Here is a 17,812-nt window from a genome sequence, read left to right on the forward strand (position 1 = left end):
TTGCGACCCGACCAATGACACGCTGGAATCAAAGCACTTCGAATTGGTCCGCCACTCCTTTGCCGCCGCTGATTGCTGATGCACATCCGTGACCACGACGTGCGGCGGCGTACCCGCCTGATTGCCCACTGAATCTCAGGAACTCCATGTCGCGGAAAGAATGCTCTGCAGAAGTGGCCTTTCCATTTTCAGCGGTATGACGTATGTGAATACGGACGTGGCACGTCCTTGATTGACCACGCCAGCGTGGGATGCCGGAGTTCCTGAAGGCGCGGTCACTTGCAGACGTTTTGCCCAACCGGCGCTGCAGCCTCACCTTCAGCAAGCGAATGACCGCTGGTTGTCGTCGTGCACAATATGAGTGATTTCGTATTCTTACAGTCACGGGAGGAGGGGAAGTGGGGATTTGCCGTAAAGCTCGTCTCAGGGAGACGAAGCTCGAAGACTAGCGCTCGAACCTCGCTCGCCGGCGAAAACGATAAAATTTCTGCCATCAATCAAGAGGACTAAACGACGCTGCTCAGACGTGGGACGACAAGTCCGCCCGGTGCGCAACGATTGTCCACGACCGTGTTCAGTATTATTGCAAGAATTGCGTGTCCGGATGTACGCAGCAAATGAGCGGGTAGAACGGTCCTAGTGTAGTGACCAGCCCCCAGGTCATCGCTTCAAGTCCGAGTGAAGTCGCATTCTTGAACCGAAGTCGCATTGGCGCGGAAAATCCATGTATCGCAAACGCTTTCCGAGCCATGTAGCCAGAGACCGGAATAGTGGCGGCAAAAGTCACATCCCTTCTGTGAGCAGCGGCAACGTCTTCGCTGTCACCAGAAGCATGCACAGCATGCAATCGACTCAGCGTCCACACGATGCCGGAGATAGTAGCAATCAGCCAAGTAGACACTCCTACGAGCATTTGGGCGCCAAAGCTACGACAGGAAACCAACAGCCGTTTGCTCCGTGTCATCGGCTCACCCAGGCCGAACATGACGTTTCCCCTTTGTATTTTTGTAGGCTTCGATAGTGACCATATCCGCTGGTCTGCCTGGCATCAGTTAGGTGCCGCACCAATCGAGACGTCCCACAGCACCTATTGACCCAGTTTCACCTCATTACCTGTCGCGACCGCGAACGAGGACCGGCTAAAGTAACCGAATCATGCAGATTTGCGTAGTGACCCGGCGCGTTGATTGTCAACCAGCTACGGATGTCCTTGTTCTCGAGCAGGGTGGTCACATAGCTGAGTGAGACCGCCAGATGCATGTGTTCAACGCCATAGCGCTCTTCCACGTCCGTCACCTTCGTCTGAAGCGATGCAATTTCGCGCTCAAGACGGTCAATCTGTTCCTGTACTGCCTCGTCTTTGCCTTCGTTCGACGCCGGCACATATATCAGTTGCTCGGGCGGCGTGGCCAGTTTGATAGCTCGCGCAAAGGCCGAGCTGAAGTTATCCTGGCTGCACATCAGCTCCGCCGCCTCGAGCTGACGCAACGGCCTCATGGACTTCAATATTTCGTAGGTTGCGGCCGGACAATTTTTGTCTGCAAGAAGTGCGGCCACATCATGACCGATGCCTGTAAGCAATTTGACTTTGGCCTTGACGGTCCGCTCATTAACTCCGAGTACGGCTGCAATGCGCTCTTGAGAAACTCCACGCCTGACAGCCTGTGCAATCATTCGTGCGTCCTGCCCGGCGGTCAGACGATTTACATGCCGGTTATAGGTGTACGTCTCGTCTGCAGTCGCAAAAAGACAAATTGCGCTTTCCTTGCCAAGACGGCGGAACGCCTCTAGCCTCAAGCGACCGTCCAGCACCACGTAGTAGCCTTCGGCATCACGCTCCTGGATGACAACAAGCGGTTCGACAAGACCCAGTGTGGCCACCGATGCGAGCACCTGCAGAAATTTCTTGCAGTGCGTGGCGCTTGCGACAAGGGGGCGATGGGGACGCAGGACCGCGACAGGAAGTTCAACCGTTTGCCTTTCAAACGCAGCCCGGACGGCTCCGGGTGGCGAATCGTCATGCAGATTCATGGCTATTCACTCCATTGATACGGTCGGCAAGCACGCGTGGCATGCTCGCGAGGTTCTCCTGACGCAGGAGGTCGACAAATTCCGCATTTTGCAGTAACTCTCGTAATGACGAGACCACCAACGAGAGCTGCGCATGCACCATATCGGCTTTTTTAATCAAGAGATGTTGTCGTTCGCTTTCGCGGACGTAAATCTTGCGTAGCGTTTCTGAATTGAGCGCGCCTCTTGCCGTAACCGGACGCGTTCGTGATTTCTGACATCCACGGCTCTTCAGTCTCTGTTCGATGATGCGACGGACGACTGCGAGCTGTCGGGCCTTCAGGGTTCCGTCTGCATACGCATCTGCCAGTGCGAGCTGGAGTTCTGTATCCGTTGACCGTGCAATCGAGATGGCGAGCCCGACGGGCAATGTGCCGCGTTCCACTGCCCCCACGAGGCGTTCTTCGCCTTGCCCCAGCAAGGTGAGCAGACTCTGCAGATACGATAGCGAGAGCCCCACTTTGACGGCCACTTCATCGAGCGGTTGTCCACTCTTCACCAAACCGTCGACATCACGCAAAAGTTCGACCGGAGCGTGATTGCGTCGCGCGACGTTCTCGACGAGGCTCATTTCCAGGCAGCCTCGTTCATCAGTTTCCACCACCCGTGCCGGAATGGTGGTATGACCGAGCGTGCGCACCGCTTCAATTCGGCCCTGGCCGCAGACAAGGTCATACGAGACTTCCCCGTCGGGTCCAGTGTGTGGACTGACGGTAATCGGCCGTTTCAGCCCGACTGAAGCTATGCTTTCGATGATTGCCCGGTGCTGCCTTTTTCCGCGTCCGCGTGGATTGATTACCCGGATGCGGTCGAGCGGAATATCAACGATACTCGTTGTCGTCAGGGGATTCATGAAGTGCCTCAATCGTTGTACGTGCACAAAGCGTCAGAAGAGCGGAGAGGTCGTGCATCCTGAATCCGTCTACGCCGGGCACACGGGAGTGACAGAGGGTTGTCTCGAATCTGTCTTCAAGAACACCCTCTGGCAGCAGGTAAAAGCATTCGAGAGACAACCTGGGGCGGGGGAAATATCCAACCAGAACCAGGTCGGCGGGGTAGCGCTGCGATTTCGTGGCAACTGCGTACGGTTGTAAAGTATTTTCCTTGCGACCCAGTGTGACCGAAACCTTTATTCTGAGCTCATGGTTGATACAGAGCACCGAGAGCTTTGCGTTGTGTTCTACGTGATGTCCCGATTCCTCCAACTGTGCAATCAGGCCAGACACCCGTTGCGCCATCGTCTTTTTTGCCTGGATTCGATGGTCCACGTATGCGATATCGAAAGCGGGAAAATACCCGACGCTACGATAGAGGGTCTCAAGTGAGGCAATCCGGTGCCGCGCTCTTGATTTTCCCGGTATATCCAGTCGATTCTTGATTTCGCGCACTGACAACTGACCCGTCTCGTGTAGAAGCCGGCATATGCTGGCGAGGAGTTCGGGCGTGTCGACTTTGGACTGATACCGCCTCAGGCGAGCTTGCGCGGCGTTGAATATCTGCTGGTCTACTATCGGCTCAAATGCTCCATCAGTCCGGAGCCAATGTGACGGAGGGTTTCGTACATATATGCCGTGCAGCTTTTGTGAGCAACGGTTCCAGATCATGTTGCCGACGTATTTTTCGTTTCGAAGCAACTCGTGAATGGTGGCGTTCGACCAGGGGCGGCCATAGCCGTTATACAGGCCGAATGCATTGAGTCTTGCCGCAATCCGGTAAATGCCGAGTTTGTCGTCCACGTACCAATGGAAAATCTCTCGAACCAGTGCGACTTCGTTCGGCGGACCGGGGACGAGTACAACGTGGTCGGTCTGGATGCTCTTGTGTTCTGCGAAGCGCAGGCAACCCTTAGGCTGGCGGTTTGCGTCGACAAGCATTCGGCGTAGCCCGTAACCCGGGGGCGAGCCCTGCCAGAACCCGTGTTCGACGTGTCTTGACTGTCCTATGAAGACCTTTTCCGACAGCTCGCGGCTGAATTCGCCGGCCATCGCGCGCTTGATAGTCTTGATGATGTTCGACGTGGGGGAACCGTCGTTCGCGAAAGGCTCTGCACAATAGATGACCTTGACCCCTGCCTGGCGGCAGAGGTACTCATGATAGGCGCTTTCATCGACGTCCTGAAATCGCCCCCATCGGCTGATGTCGTAGACGAGGACGGCATCGAAAAGCCTCGTTTGGTCGAGCACGTCCTTGAGCAATTTCATCAGCGCTGGGCGATTACGAAGGGTGACGCCTGAGCGGCCGTCATCCTCGTAGGTTTCGACGATATCGATGTCATGGTCGCGCGCATACGCCGCAATCGCGGTTTTCTGATTCTCTGGCGAATATTGCTGATGGTCGGTCGACATGCGTACGTATTGCGCTGCGCGCAGGCGGACGCCGACATCGGCCACGGCTGTGGGCGAGTGCATCGGGGAATGGGGCAGGCTGGGATATTTATTGATACGCCGCTATAACGCGAAGTCAAGGCGCGGATTCTTGATAATGTTGCGTCAATGGACACGTACTATCAGTAGACTAGAATGTCCGGGTAGATAACTTCGGTGTATGCGTGATGAGCACACCACTTAATCTTGACCTGCGAGGACGAGCGGAACTGTTGACTTACCTCGTCATTTCGCAATTGCTAGCTAAGGCGATTACGGATGAATGGCTGTCGCCGCAACACACCGTCGAGTCGACGAGACTATGGCTTTTGAAGAATGGTGGTGGGGCGGACTTGATGCAGCGAGTTAGACTGTCCAGCTATGCTCTCGACCTCGCAAAGCGTGTTGCAGAAAGCAGGTCAGAAGTTTTGGACCGGGATATAGCGACCGCGCTGATAACTGAGAATCTGCGAGTTGATTTTCGCGTTGCAGTCGCCCGGGAGATTTACCAGACATGTCTCAACCATCTGGGCAATATCGGATGGATATAGTGACCGTGCTTCTGTCGGCACATATCGTCCCCGGCGTGCGAACCAGGTTGCACGCTGGGTAGTTAACCTGTCCTCGTTGAGGCCGGTAACGGCTCGCGGAGAGCCGACCAACCGACAGGCGAGCGCACTGGTGTAAGTACAGCGCGAGTTTTGACAGAGGCGGCCGGTCTTGCCTGTGCACATGTTGGGGCGGCGGACAAAGCCTTCTACTGCGGTAAAACGGGTTTGCTGTTTGCGTCAGCCACCTTACAAACTTGCCTGGGTCGGTCTTGAATTGGTCCTTCTATCGCCGTGGTGCTTGATACGGGACCGGTTTGATTTGACGGCCGGCAAAAGGTTACCCGACTCGTCGCTGATTGCCTTCAGCTCTGCAGAAAACTCTGGATGATGAGCACCCATCCATACTGCGATGTTTGGGTTGTGCATGAGAGTCGCAATGTAAGCGGCTGAAACCGTCAGGTGCAAGTGGTCGACGCCGTACTGTTCATCGGTTTGAGCGATGGTCGCCTGAAGTGTGGCAAATTCCCTTTCCAATCGCGCAAGCTGGGAAGTGAGTTCCGAGTGCGTCTTACCTGACGAATGTTTTTGCCGTTCGAGCTGGCTTTCGGGCGTTGCGGCCAGAATTGCTTTTGCGAAGACGGACGAAAAGTTGGTCTGTCCACGCATGAGTTCCGCAGCCTCAATCTGCCGCAGTGGTTTCATCAGTTTTAGCGTCGCATAAGTGGTTGCTGGACAGTTCTTGTCAGCAATAAGCGCGGCAGCTTCCCGGCAAATTCCATCGAGCATCGTCGCACGTCGTCTGACTGTATTAACGTCGATGCCAAGCGACGAAGCTATCCGTTCCTTCGGTACACCTCGCTCAATCGCCCTGGCTATCATTCGGGCATCCTGCGCAGGTGTCAGCCGGTTGATGTGCTTGTTATAGGTGTAGGCTTCGTCGTCGTTTGCAATGAGACAGATTGCTTCCGATATGCCGAGCCGATGCAGCGCCTCTATCCTCAGACGCCCGTCGAGTACCCGATAAAATTGTTCGTTCTCAGGGTCGCGCGCGACAATGAGGGGTTCAACGAGGCCAACCGTCGCGATGGAGGCGAGAATCTGCAAGAACTTCCTGCTGGTCGTGGCATTGTCGGGCAGGCGTCGAGACGACCGCAGTTTGTCCAGGCCTAGAGTGATGGGATGCACATCGAAGGCTTGCTTCAGCGTTGTCTTTGTCAGTCCGTCCATGTTGGCACCCCACTGTTAATTCGCTGCTCCAGCACGCGGGGCAACGTGGTCAGCTTCTGTTGGTCGAGAAGCTCAATGAATTCCTTTTCATGCATCAGCACGCGCAGCGCGTGGACGATGAAAGATAGTCTGGCGTGTACAACCTCGGCCCTTTTTGCCAGCAATTTATGACGGTTGCTTTCGCGCATATACACACGGCGCAGATAGTCCGGACTCAGCTGCTTGCTCCGCGAACCGGGATTGATGCCGGACGGCTTCAGTTTGCGCTCGCCCGTAGCAATTCTTCGTTCGAGGAGCTTCCTGACGACGGCTAGCTGCTTGCCCTTCAGTGTGCCATTTATGTAGGCGTCCATGAGGGCCGACTGCACCTGCTCTTCCTCCGCACGCGCGATGTGTATCGCGATGGCGATGGGAATTGTCCCGTTGTCGACTGCAGCAAGCAGTCTCTCCTCTCCCCGGTCCAGCAAGAACATCAGACTTTGCAGATAGGCAGCCGATAGCCCGACCTTCGTTGCAATATCTTCATCCTCGTAACCGTGCTGGCGCAAATCCTGGATATCACGGAGCAGTTCCTGTGTGGAGTGGTTACGCCTCGCCACGTTTTCTATGAGGCTCATCAACAGGCAGTCTGCCTCATCCTTGACGACAATCCGAGCTGGTATCGTTTCGCCGCCCAGCAACCGGATGGCTTCAAGGCGACCCTGACCGCACACGAGGTCGTATGTGTATCCATCGCTCGAGGCCAGCCTCTTGCTCACTGTAATCGGCTTTTTCAATCCGACGGCGGCGATGCTGTCGATAATTGCCTGATGCTGCCGTTTACTTCGGGTTCTTGGATTGAGCACGCGAATCCGGTCAATGGGGATAGATTCAACCGGTTGCAGAGATTGGCCGTCCATTGCACACCTCCAGACGGCAACGCGCCGTCAGCTCAAGCAGAATACTTTCATCCGGGAATCGAAACTTCTCGAGAATCCTCTCGCGTCCCTTCCCAACGGATATCGCCAACTCTCTACCCGGCGGCAGGCTGCCGCGTGGGAAGACGTGTACGTCGACAAGCGAGACGAATGCAGCGTCGAGTCGTATTACCGCGAGAAGATGGGGGGACGAGCGAAGCGGCCAGCGCACTTTCCAACGCGGACTTCGACAATCGTAGTGACGCACGAGCCTCGCTACAAACCTGATGCTCAACTCGTTATCGACAGTTACAGTGTCGCCATCGGCCGAAAACGTCAGTGAGTGCCCTCTGATTCGAAGTTCATCTGCGATACGCTGGACCCGTGCGTTAAGTGCCGACCGTGCCGCCCGAAACACTTCCGGAGACATGCCATGACAACCCGGCTCATAGCCGATGCGTGAGTAGGCATTGAGAATGCTTCCGAATCGCCGGGCGTATGTTTGGCCGGCGGGCAGTGACCATTCGCGGTCGATTGCCCTTTGGGTGACCTTGCCGGTCGACTGCACAAAACCCTCGAGGCTTGCGAGTAGTTTTTCGTCGCTTTGGAACCTCGTACGCCGACGGCGTATGTCCTGTGCAGCTTCAAACATCGACGGGGCAACGACTGCTTCAAATGCATTTGGCGAGCGAACCCATTCGGTCTCTGGATTTCGCTTCCAGCTCGCGTTGAGTTTGGTAGAGGTGCGACCATAGATGTTCGTTCCGGCATATTTCTCGTTGTTGAGAATGTTGCCAACCAGCTGAGCGCTCCACTTGCCTCCGCGCGCGTTGCAGATGCCGAATGCGTTGAGTCGCTTTGCGATTCTGCAAGGACCGACGCGTTGTTCGACGTACCATTCGAAGATGCGACGAACAAGCGCTGTTTCGGATGGAGTGCCTGGGACTACTATGACGCGGTCTGTTTGCAAACTCTTTCGTTCGAGGTCCTTGAGTGGTCCTTTGACCTGGCGTGCAGAATTGACCAGTATCCGCTGTAGTCCAAAGCCGGCGGACGAACCTTGCCAGAAACCTCGTTCGGCGAGCCTGCATTGTCCAGCGAACACTTTACGCGACAGTTCACGGCTGTATTCGCCAGCCATGGCGCGCTTGAACGCCTTCAGGAGACTGGAGGCAGGGGTGCCGTCATTGTTAAAGCTCTCTTCGCAGTACAGCACCTGCACACCTGCCTGCCGGCACACGTACTCGTAGTGGGCGCTTTCGTCAACGTCCTGAAACCGTCCCCATCTGCTGACATCAAATACAAGCACCAGTTCGAATCCTCTGTCTGGACTATGGACGTCTGCGAGCAATTGTTGTAGGCCCGCGCGGCCGTGCAAAGTCACTCCGCTCTTTCCGGCATCCTCGTACGTTGCGACGATTTCGATGTTCTTACGCGTGGCAAACTCTGAAATAGCGAGCTTCTGATTTTCGGGGGAATACTTCTGATAGTCGGTCGACATGCGGATATGCTGGGCCGCACGATGTACGCTTGACGACGGGGGATACTGCGACACCCTGGACATTGCAGCCCCGGACGGAAGTAGTGCTGCTTTATTGATAGGTTGCTGGAATTTCAAGTCAAGCGTTGCTGACGAAAGTCACCAAAAATTCACGACGCGAGAGCAAACAACTCCATTACATGGAGCGACAAGCATGGGTAGCGCTAGTGACAGTGGTATCAAAGCACTTGTGTTTGACGTCTTCGGGACCGTTGTCGACTGGAGGAATGGCGTCGCCCGAGAGGTAGCCCCTTTCATAGCGTCGCAGAAGCTGACTGTCGACCGGTTTAAGTTCGCCGATGCCTGGCGACGGGAATATGTACCGGCCATGGCGGAAGTCCGTGCCGGCAATCGCGGATTTGTGCGACTCGATGTATTACATCGGGAGAACCTCGAGAAGGTGCTAACGGGATTGGGCATCGACCCTCAATCCATACCGGCGGCGTCGCTCGACGAACTCAACCTCGCCTGGCACAAGCTGGACCCTTGGCCTGATGCGGTACCCGGGCTCAGCCGGTTGAAAGAGCGATTCATTATTGCGCCCTTGTCGAACGGAAACATACGTCTCATGCTGGATATAGCCAAGCGCGCTGGTATTCCTTGGGACGCCATCCTTGGGGCCGAAGTCGTTCGCATGTACAAACCCGCGCCTTCTGTCTATCTCGATACGGCGGAACTGCTTTCGATTGAACCAGCGGAGCTGTGTATGGTGGCTGCCCACAACGATGACCTAAAGGCCGCAAAGGCGTGTGGGCTGAAGACGGCGTTTGTTTCGCGTCCTCGCGAGCACGGTGAAGCGCAAACCAAAGACCTGTTTGCAGAAGGCCAATGGGATTTTGTCGCGAGTTCGTTCATCGAGCTCGCGGACATGATGCTGGTGGGGGAGAGCCAGCGGTTGCCACCAGCCAGTTGAGTCGCTGGCGCCTCAGACCCAGAACCGTTAGCAGTACAAGTCAACTTCGCTCGATCCATGTTCTTCGCGGGATAGATTTGCACAGGGGCGGACCCGTTTCAGCTACGGATCTGCGCGGACTTGCCAAGACACGGCGTTCGCGCTTCTCACACTGGCTCTTTCTTTGGGCGATATGCTTGTACGCGCGGCGGGTGACGTTGTCCAGTCGCACCAGAGCGTCGACAAGCCACTGTAAATGAGCGGGCCAGTCGGCCTCGCTTGCGATGTCAAAACCGAGCTTGCTGGTGCCAAAACGCTTGGCATCGTTCATCGTCGCGAGTTGCGCACGCATCGCCTTGGTGGTTATGCGTGGCTCAGGCCGTCGGGCAGCGTCGCACCGGCGGGCGTGTGGCCGGGCTGAGCCGGCGCGGTGCGCACGCGTCGTGCCATTCAGGTTCCTTTAAAACAGGATGAGAATGTCGCGGCGGGCTGTCGGTGTCGATGTTAATTGACGCTGGCAAGGGTAGCGCGTCAATCAGTCTGCGGGACGTACGCGTGACTTGACGGTGACGCTCACCTGCCAAGTCGTGCGAGGACGCCAGATTCCCGCCATGTCAGTCTCACGCGGTAGCGTGCAGATGCGCACATGGTGCGGATGGGGTCCCGCGCAGACCCGCACGTGCTAACGGTGTCAAAAGGCGGACAGGATTCTGCCGGATTGCTCCGTGAGGGTGCAGCGCAACCGGTTCAGGCCGACCCATCTTTATGCGCGGTCGTCTCTCCTTTGTGGCGCGAAGGCGCATCGGTCGGCAACCAGATGCCCTTCGGTGTGCTTCCCGTCGCACACCATGCGAACCATATGCGCAAAAGAAAAAGGGCTTGCATCTGCAGGCCCTTGATCTCGCTCTGGTAATCTTTGGTAGGCCGTACTGGATTCGAACCAGTGACCAACGGATTAAAAGTCCGCTGCTCTACCAGCTGAGCTAACGACCCGAAAGAGAAGCGAAATTATATCGGCGAGGGCGGGGACTGTCAACAATGCGCCGAGCAAACCGGCCGCCGACGGGCAGTCCGAAAAGCAAAAGCCCAAAAACGAAAAGCCCGAAACGGCTAAGTTCCGGGCCTTTCGGCGAGAGGCACGCGTATCGGTTATCGAACCTCGACACTGCGTGATTTACGGCATCTACATCCAGCAAGCGGGCGCCAGGCGCGAACCGGACGCCGCAAGATCACTTGATCTGCGAAAGCTTGCTTTGCGCAGACTGTGCGACATCTGAGCCGCCGTATTGCGCGACGATCTGCTCGAGCGTCTTTCGGGCGGCGGCCTTCTGCCCTTGTTCGAGCTGATTGTTCGCGATTGCCAGCAAGGCTTCAGGCGCGCGCGGATGCTGCGGATACTTCTGCACGACGCCTTGCCAGACGGCCGTCGAGCCCTTGTAGTCGCGCAGCGCATACAGCGCGTTGCCGAGCCAGTACTGCGCCGTCGGCTGATACGGGCTTTGCGGGTACTTCGCGATAAAGCTGCGGAACGATGCCGCCGCATTCTTGAAGTCCCCGTTGCGGAACTGCTGCGAAGCCGCGTTGAACGACTCCGTTTCACCGGGCTGCACGGTGCCCTGGACGCCATCGACCGTCTGTTGCTGCGGCTCGAACTTCTTCAGACGACCGTCGAGGTCGGTGTAGTAGTCCTTCTGCTGCTTTTGCAACGTGGCGAGCTGATTGGCGAGGTCTTCGTTCTGCCCACGCAGCGTCGCGACCTGCTGGTTCAGCTGGTCGAGACGGTTGGATTGATCGAGGATCGTGCGTTGAGCCGCCGACAGCTGGCTCGACAGACTATCAGTCTTGCTGCGCAGATCGAGGATCGCCTGGCGAGCCTGATCGTCGTCGAACATGCCTGCGTGAGCGGGCAGGGCCATCGCGGCCGTCCCTGCGACGCAAGCGGCTGCGGCCATGCGCAGCCAGGAGAAACGGTGCGTCATACGGCTTGCCACCTATTACTGTTGATAGACGAGGTCGGCGCGGCGGTTCTGTGCCCACGACGCTTCGTCATGACCCGATGCCACCGGCTTTTCCTTGCCGAGGCTCACGGCTTCCATTTCCGAATCCGAAACGCCCTGCAGCGACAGCGCGCGGCGGACGGCTTCAGCACGCTTCTGGCCGAGTGCCAGGTTGTACTCGCTCGTGCCGCGCTCGTCCGTGTTGCCCTGGATCAGAATGTGACGCTGCGGATGGCCCTTCAGGTACTGTCCGTGTTGCTGCAGCAGCGGCTGGTAGTCGTCCTTGACCGAGTAGCTGTCGAAATCGAAATAGATGCTGCGTTTCGCGAGCGGGCTGTTCGGATCGTTCAACGGATCGACGTTCACCGTGGCGACATCGTTCGGGTTGGGTTGCGCGCCTGCGCCGCCCTTGTTGGCGTTCTCGTCGAGCTTGACGCCCGAATGACAGGCAGCCAGCGCGCCGACCATGGTCACGGCAAATGCGATTCGAAGTTTGGACATCATGCTTCACTCTCCTTGTGTGTTATTGCATAAACGGGCCCCAGGAAGGCTCGCGTACGCTGCCCCCCTGAACGGACAGGACCTGCCGCGTACGACCGTCGGTCGAAACTGCGGCCAACACGCCACGGCCGTTCACCTGAGTGGCGTAAAGAATGTACTGACCATTCGCCGCGAAGCTCGGCGATTCGTCATGTGTCGTATCGGTGAGCGCCGTCGCGACGCCAGACTGCAGATCCTGGATGTACAGCTTGAAGCCCCCACCCGTGCGCGAGATGTATGCGAGTTGCTTACCGTCTGCGCTCACGCGCGGACTCGTATTGTAGTTCCCGCTGAATGTCACGCGCTGCGCGCCGCCCGAGCCTTCGCCGCTGGCGGGCATCTTGTAGATTTGCGGCTGGCCGCCGCGGTCGCTGGTGAAATAGATCCACTGACCGTCGGGAGAGTACGACGGCTCGGTATCGATCGAGGTGCCTTGTGTCAGACGACGCAGGCCGCTGCCGTCGGCGTTGACGGCGAAAATCTGCGTATTGCCGGTGCGCGACAGGGCAACGGCGAGCGTGCGGCCGTCAGGCGACCATGCGGGCGCACTGTTGTTGCCCTTCTGATCGGACACGACGACGCGGCGGCCCGTCGGCAGATCGTGGATGTAGACGATCGGCTTCTTCTTTTCGAACGACACGTACGCGACCTTCGTGCCGTCCGGCGACCAGGCGGGCGAAATGATCGGCTCCGGGCTGGAGAGCGCGATATGCGCGTCCTGGCCGTCCGAATCCGAAATCTGCAGCTGGTAACGGCCGCCCGTCTTGATCACATACGACAGGCGCGTCGCGAACACGCCACGGCCGCCCATCAACTTCGCGTAGATATAGTCTGCGATCTTGTGCGCGCTCATGCGCAGGCCGCTTTCCGGACTGGTCAGCTCGAGGCCGCCGAGGTTCTGCTGCTTGACGGTGTCGTACAGCTTGAAGCGCACCTGGTACTGGCCGTTCGGCAGACGCGTGACGCTGCCCGCAACGAACGCATCAGCGCCCTTGGCCTTCCACGCGCCCAGATCGACCGAATCGCCTTCCGAAACGGGCGTGCCGCCGGCGTCGATGTTGGTGAATTTACCGCTACGCTGAAGGTCCTGGCGGACGATCGCGCTGATCTGCTGAGAAGAATTTGCCTCGTTGGCGAAATTGGCCGTGGCAATCGGGAACTGGGTGGACCCTACGCCCGTCACGAGGACGTTGAGTTGTGCATGGGCGGCACCGCCGGCGGCGATCAGGCACGACGCTACGAGCGCTCGCAGGCCTAGCTTGGTCATCAAACTCATTCTGTATAGATTCCCCAAAAACGAATTTCTAACACTCCAGGATTACAAACAGACCGCCATACGCAGAATTCGTTCCCGGTCGCCCGCCTGTAAGGCGGGCGGACCGTTCGACGCGGTTCAACGCATTCAGGCGGCCGGACGCAGTGTGATCGTAAAGCTCGCGGGCGTCTTGCCGTTGACGTCTTGCGGCATCGGGTCCGAGCGCTGGACGGCGCGCAACGCAGCGTCGTCCCATGCCGAGTTGCCGCTGCTGCGCGTGACGGTCGCGCTCAGCAACGTGCCCGTCGGCGCGCAGCGGACGGCAACCACGGTTTCGAGGCCCGCCGTGTCACCCGACCAGACGATGTTCGGACGCACGCGGCGCTGCACCTTCTCGGCATAGCCTGGCGACGCGGCGTTGCCGCCCGCACCGCTGCCCGTGCCGCCCTTCGCCAGACCGTTGCCCGTCGAGCCTTCGCCGCCTGCCATACCCTGCATCGCGGCGAGACGCTCGCGGCGCTCCGCGTCGAGCTTCTTCGCGGCTTCGGCTTGCGCCTGTGCCTTGGCCTTCGCGGCTTTCGCCGCCTCAGCCTTGGCCTGTGCTTCGGCCTGGGCCTGCTTCGCTTGCTGTTCCTTCTGCTGCTCTTCCTGCTGCCTCTTCAACTGATCCTGCTTCTGCTGCGCCAGTTGCTGCTGCTTCAACCTTTCGGCTTGCTGCTGTTGCTGCTGCTGCTTGAGCTTCGCGGCCGCGGCGGCTGCCGCCTGATCGGCGGCCAGCTGCTGCTGGCGTTTCGCTTCCGCTTCCTGCTGGGCCTGCAATCTCTGCTGACGCTGCTGCTCGGCGAGCTCTGCCTGACGCTGGGCTTCCTGCTGTTTACGCTTCTTTTCCTGCAGCGCGATGTCAGCCTCTTCGTCGTTGACCTGCGGCGCGGGCTTCACGGGCGCAGGCGGCGGCGGGGCGGGGCGCGGCGCCGGCGTATCCGGCACCTGCGTCCACAGTTCGGCTTCCGCGCCCGCGGGCGTGCTGTTCTGCCAGTGGATGCCGTGATACAGGAAGAACCCGAGAAGCACGTGCATCAGCGCGGCGAGCGCGAACGCGCGCCCCGTGCCGCGCTCGCGCGGCGGCTGCAGCGGATAGACGTTTTTCGGTCGGCGGATCATTGCGATTTGACGAGCAGCCCAACGCGCTTGACGCCGCGAGCCTTCAGGTCGGACATCACGTTCATCACGACTTCATACTTCACGGTTTTGTCCGCGGCGATCACGACGGGCTGATCCGGATGCGATGCCTCACGGTCGGTGACGAAGCTGCGCAGGTCGGCTTGCGACATCGTCTCCTGCTGGGTCGTGCCCGCGTCGTCCTTGTACTTGACGCTCATGTTGCCGTCCGCGCGGATATTGACGACGACGGGCGGCGTCTGCTGCTGGGGCGCGGCGCCGCCGACAGTCGGCAGGTTCACGATAGACGGCGCGACGAGCGGGGCCGTCACCATGAAGATCACGAGCAGCACGAGCATCACGTCGATGTACGGCACGACGTTGATATCGGACATCGCGCGGCGCGAGCGGCTGCCGCGCATGCTGGAACGAACTGAACCGGCCATCGTGGACTCCTTAATGGGCCTGGCGTTGCAGGATGTTCGAGAACTCTTCGATGAAGGTTTCGAAGCGGATCGCGAGGCGATCGATGTCGTGCGCGTAGCGGTTGTACGCGACGACGGCGGGGATGGCGGCAAACAGACCGATGGCTGTTGCCGTCAGCGCTTCGGCGATGCCGGGCGCGACGTTCGCGAGCGTCGCCTGCTGGACGTTCGCGAGACCGCGGAACGCGTTCATGATGCCCCACACCGTGCCGAAAAGACCGATATACGGGCTGACGGAACCGACGGATGCAAGGAACGCGAGATTGGCTTCGAGTACGTCCATTTCGCGCTGAAATGCGGCGCGCATGGCGCGGCGCGCGCCGTCGAGAATCGCGCCCGGATCGTTGATCCGCTTTTCCTTGCCTTTCAGAAACTCACGCATGCCCGATTCGAAGATACGTTCGAGCGCCCCGATCGTGTGACGGTTGTTCGCGGCACTCTGGTACAGCGCCTGCAGGTCGCCGCCCGACCAGAAATCGCGTTCGAAACGTTCAGTCTGCGCCCGCGCGCGGCGAATCGCAAACCACTTGCGGAAGATGAAAGTCCACGACATCAGCGACAGCAACAGCAGCAGCCCCATCACTGCCTGCGCCAGCAGGCTCGCATTGAGAACGAGAGAAATGATCGAAAGATCTTGAGTAGTGTTCATAGAGTTTCGCTGTAACGTCCCGGGAGGGGCATCCGGCTGAAAGGCGGTTCGAAGCGGTCGGTTGGCGTTCAGTCGGCAAACCGGAAGCTTCGGCGGATCCTTCGCCGAACCATGCTTGGTCTTGTTGTGACCGTTACGAATTCACTGTCGAGGTAACAACGACACTTAAATGCCTGCCGTTGACACGCTCGCGCCGTTTGAGTCCGATCCGCGCCGAAGGGCAGCGAGAACAGGCGGAGGAATGGCGGCCGGTTTCATCGCCGTCGAGTCGACGCAGCCCACGCGGATCGTGCCCGTTGCCAGCAGCGTGTCGTCGCGCCAGGCTTCCTGAGCGAAGTCCACCGACGCGCGGCCAATCCGCTCGACCCGAGTGACGATGCGAAGCACGTCGTCGAGCCGCGCGGGCGCGCGATAGTCGAGCGCGGTGCTGCGCACGACGAACAGCGCGCCTGTTTCCTCTGCCAGCTTGCGTTGATCGACTCCGCAGATCCGCAGCCACTCGGTGCGGGCGCGTTCGAAAAATTTCAGGTAGTTCACGTAAAACACGATGCCGCCGGCGTCGGTGTCTTCGTAATACACGCGAATCGGCCAGATGAAGCCGGTTTCCGCGTCAGACTGGCTGTCAGACATATTCATAGCCGCGCATTTTACCGGAACGCAAAAGCGCGCCGCATTTTTGGGCACATTTGTTGCGCGGGCGCCGCGCGTTCCCTTGCGGCCGCCGGCATTTCGTTGCGGCGATGCTCAACCCCGTTGGATGTTCAGGCCGGCGAACGACTGTGCGACAGGCATCAGCTCGATCGTGTTGATATTGACGTGCACGGGGCGCGTCGCGATCCAGTAGATGGAATCGGCGATGTCTTCGGGCGTGAGCGGCTGCACGTTCTGATAGACGTTTGCCGCCTTTGCGTCGTCGCCGCGAAAGCGCACGTTGGAAAACTCGGTGCCGCCGCACAGGCCCGGTTCAATGTCGGTCACGCGAACTGGCGTGCCGTGCAGGTCGGCGCGCAAATTCAGGCTGAACTGGCGCACGAACGCCTTGGTCGCGCCGTACACGTTGCCGCCCGGATACGGCCAGGTGCCCGCCACCGAGCCGAGATTGAACACATGCCCGCGATTGCGCTCGATCATGCCGGGCAGGAACGCGCGCGTGACCTGCACGAGGCCCGTGCAGTTGGTCTCGATCATCGTCGTCCAGTCGTCGAGCAGCGCGCGCTGGGCCGGTTCGAGGCCGAGCGCGAGGCCGGCGTTGTTGATTAGCACGTCGACGGCTGCGAAGTCGGCGGGGAGGGCAGCGGGCGCCGCCTCGACGGCCGCGCGGTCGCGCACGTCGAGTTCGAACGGCAGCAGGTTCTCGCCGAGTTCGTCCGCGAGCGCCTGCAGACGGTCCTTGCGGCGCGCGGTGGCGACGACGCGGTGGCCGCCTTTGACAAAAGCCCGGGCGATAGCGGCGCCGAACCCGGCGGACGCCCCGGTAACGAACACGATCATTGCTGTTCCCTGGTCGGTGGAGAAAGGCCACAAGCCTACTTTCAATGGCGAGCTGCGGCAAGGATGACCCCGCCGCGCGGAGGCACGTCCGGGCGGCAGGTCGGGCGGCGCTGCGGGGCTTCTGGCGGCGGGCGCGGCGCGCTTGCCTGTTCGGTTGCCTATTCGCACTGGTTCCAATAAACTAACGCGCTCACCCCTGCGTGACTGGCGATAGAACCCGACGCTGTCAAGCCTGACGGGTTCAAGGTGGAGCATCCCACCGTGAAGCGCAGGGTGCCGTTTTGCCGTTCGCCTGGGCAGCCATGTTTCGAGCGCGCCGTCGTTTGCGCTGCCAGTGGTTGTCCTGCCTCGCGTGTGCGGCACCTCCTTCACGCGCCACGTCAAGGCTCCCACCATCAGCAGCGGCCAGCAGTGCTGCGTACCCACTACGCTCCCGGCACACGACCTGCGCACGATCCGGTCAACCTGAACACACTTAACGGAACCAGCATGTTTGACAGAGCCCAAAGCACCATCGCCAACGTCGACCCCGAAATCTGGAAGGCAATCCAGGACGAAAACCGGCGCCAGGAAGAGCATATCGAGCTCATTGCTTCCGAGAATTACACGAGCCCGGCCGTGATGGCCGCGCAGGGCTCGCAGCTCACGAACAAGTACGCCGAAGGCTATCCTGGCAAGCGCTATTACGGCGGTTGCGA

At 59.2% G+C, this 17,812-nt stretch carries 16 protein-coding genes, 1 tRNA gene, 1 pseudogene and 1 riboswitch; of the genes and pseudogenes, 2 read left to right on the top strand and 16 right to left on the bottom strand.

The window, feature by feature from the left end; translation table 11 throughout:
• Positions 1-1,101 precede the first annotated feature (1,101 nt).
• From BMW76_RS27135 to BMW76_RS27165, 6 genes are all read right to left on the bottom strand, one after another.
• Complete coding sequence (locus tag BMW76_RS27135) at positions 1,102-2,031, bottom strand: plasmid partitioning protein RepB C-terminal domain-containing protein (RefSeq protein ID WP_090870834.1); 930 nt, start codon at positions 2,029-2,031, stop codon at positions 1,102-1,104.
• Positions 2,018-2,923, bottom strand: a complete 906-nt coding sequence (locus BMW76_RS27140; protein WP_090870836.1) for a plasmid partitioning protein RepB C-terminal domain-containing protein — start codon at positions 2,921-2,923, stop codon at positions 2,018-2,020. The genes BMW76_RS27135 and BMW76_RS27140 overlap by 14 nt, the downstream gene beginning before the upstream one ends.
• The gene (locus tag BMW76_RS27145; RefSeq protein WP_177200515.1) at positions 2,892-4,460 is read right to left on the bottom strand and encodes a recombinase family protein; all 1,569 of its coding nucleotides are present in this window, start codon (positions 4,458-4,460) and stop codon (positions 2,892-2,894) included. The genes BMW76_RS27140 and BMW76_RS27145 overlap by 32 nt, the downstream gene beginning before the upstream one ends.
• 770 nt (positions 4,461-5,230) lie before the next feature.
• Positions 5,231-6,211: a plasmid partitioning protein RepB C-terminal domain-containing protein gene (locus tag BMW76_RS27155; protein WP_090870842.1), complete on the bottom strand. Its 981-nt coding sequence runs from the start codon at positions 6,209-6,211 to the stop codon at positions 5,231-5,233.
• Positions 6,199-7,110: a plasmid partitioning protein RepB C-terminal domain-containing protein gene (locus BMW76_RS27160; RefSeq protein ID WP_090870844.1), complete on the bottom strand. Its 912-nt coding sequence runs from the start codon at positions 7,108-7,110 to the stop codon at positions 6,199-6,201. Before BMW76_RS27160 ends, BMW76_RS27155 begins: the two co-directional genes overlap by 13 nt.
• Positions 7,082-8,608: a recombinase family protein gene (locus BMW76_RS27165; protein WP_177200516.1), complete on the bottom strand. Its 1,527-nt coding sequence runs from the start codon at positions 8,606-8,608 to the stop codon at positions 7,082-7,084. The genes BMW76_RS27160 and BMW76_RS27165 overlap by 29 nt, the downstream gene beginning before the upstream one ends.
• A 193-nt stretch (positions 8,609-8,801) precedes the next feature.
• Between BMW76_RS27165 and BMW76_RS27170 the strand changes: the two genes are divergently transcribed.
• Positions 8,802-9,560, top strand: a complete 759-nt coding sequence (locus tag BMW76_RS27170; RefSeq protein WP_090870848.1) for a haloacid dehalogenase type II — start codon at positions 8,802-8,804, stop codon at positions 9,558-9,560.
• Positions 9,561-9,600: 40 nt separating this feature from the next.
• Here the strand turns inward: BMW76_RS27170 and BMW76_RS40540 are convergent, their stop codons facing one another.
• The 10 genes from BMW76_RS40540 to ydfG all read right to left on the bottom strand — a co-directional run bounded on the left by BMW76_RS40540 (position 9,601) and on the right by ydfG (position 17,114).
• The gene (locus tag BMW76_RS40540; RefSeq protein WP_143062336.1) at positions 9,601-9,891 is read right to left on the bottom strand and encodes a hypothetical protein; all 291 of its coding nucleotides are present in this window, start codon (positions 9,889-9,891) and stop codon (positions 9,601-9,603) included.
• Positions 9,892-10,456: 565 nt separating this feature from the next.
• Positions 10,457-10,532 (bottom strand) — tRNA-Lys (locus BMW76_RS27175).
• 236 nt (positions 10,533-10,768) lie between these two features.
• Positions 10,769-11,518: a tol-pal system protein YbgF gene (gene ybgF / locus BMW76_RS27180; protein WP_090870852.1), complete on the bottom strand. Its 750-nt coding sequence runs from the start codon at positions 11,516-11,518 to the stop codon at positions 10,769-10,771.
• 15 nt (positions 11,519-11,533) lie between these two features.
• On the bottom strand, positions 11,534-12,040 hold the full coding sequence (gene pal / locus BMW76_RS27185; RefSeq protein ID WP_090870854.1) for a peptidoglycan-associated lipoprotein Pal: 507 nt from the start codon (positions 12,038-12,040) through the stop codon (positions 11,534-11,536).
• 19 nt (positions 12,041-12,059) lie between these two features.
• Positions 12,060-13,352, bottom strand: a complete 1,293-nt coding sequence (gene tolB, locus BMW76_RS27190) for a Tol-Pal system beta propeller repeat protein TolB (protein ID WP_090870856.1) — start codon at positions 13,350-13,352, stop codon at positions 12,060-12,062.
• Between the two features lie 126 nt (positions 13,353-13,478).
• Positions 13,479-14,492, bottom strand: a complete 1,014-nt coding sequence (gene tolA / locus BMW76_RS27195; protein ID WP_090870857.1) for a cell envelope integrity protein TolA — start codon at positions 14,490-14,492, stop codon at positions 13,479-13,481.
• On the bottom strand, positions 14,489-14,935 hold the full coding sequence (gene tolR / locus BMW76_RS27200) for a protein TolR (RefSeq protein ID WP_090870859.1): 447 nt from the start codon (positions 14,933-14,935) through the stop codon (positions 14,489-14,491). Before tolR ends, tolA begins: the two co-directional genes overlap by 4 nt.
• A 10-nt stretch (positions 14,936-14,945) precedes the next feature.
• Positions 14,946-15,623, bottom strand: a complete 678-nt coding sequence (tolQ, locus tag BMW76_RS27205) for a protein TolQ (protein WP_087732635.1) — start codon at positions 15,621-15,623, stop codon at positions 14,946-14,948.
• Between the two features lie 165 nt (positions 15,624-15,788).
• A complete protein-coding gene (gene ybgC, locus BMW76_RS27210; protein ID WP_090870861.1) occupies positions 15,789-16,259 on the bottom strand; it encodes a tol-pal system-associated acyl-CoA thioesterase in 471 nt (156 codons plus the stop codon).
• Positions 16,260-16,367: 108 nt separating this feature from the next.
• Positions 16,368-17,114: a bifunctional NADP-dependent 3-hydroxy acid dehydrogenase/3-hydroxypropionate dehydrogenase YdfG gene (gene ydfG / locus BMW76_RS27215; RefSeq protein WP_090870863.1), complete on the bottom strand. Its 747-nt coding sequence runs from the start codon at positions 17,112-17,114 to the stop codon at positions 16,368-16,370.
• 190 nt (positions 17,115-17,304) lie between these two features.
• Positions 17,305-17,419: riboswitch (ZMP/ZTP riboswitch) on the top strand.
• A 184-nt stretch (positions 17,420-17,603) separates the two neighbouring features.
• Here ydfG and glyA point away from each other — a divergent pair.
• Positions 17,604-17,812, top strand: a pseudogene (gene glyA, locus BMW76_RS27225) (serine hydroxymethyltransferase); the annotation flags it as partial.

The sequence above is a fragment of the Paraburkholderia diazotrophica genome (assembly GCF_900108945.1).
Lineage (GTDB): Bacteria > Pseudomonadota > Gammaproteobacteria > Burkholderiales > Burkholderiaceae > Paraburkholderia > Paraburkholderia diazotrophica.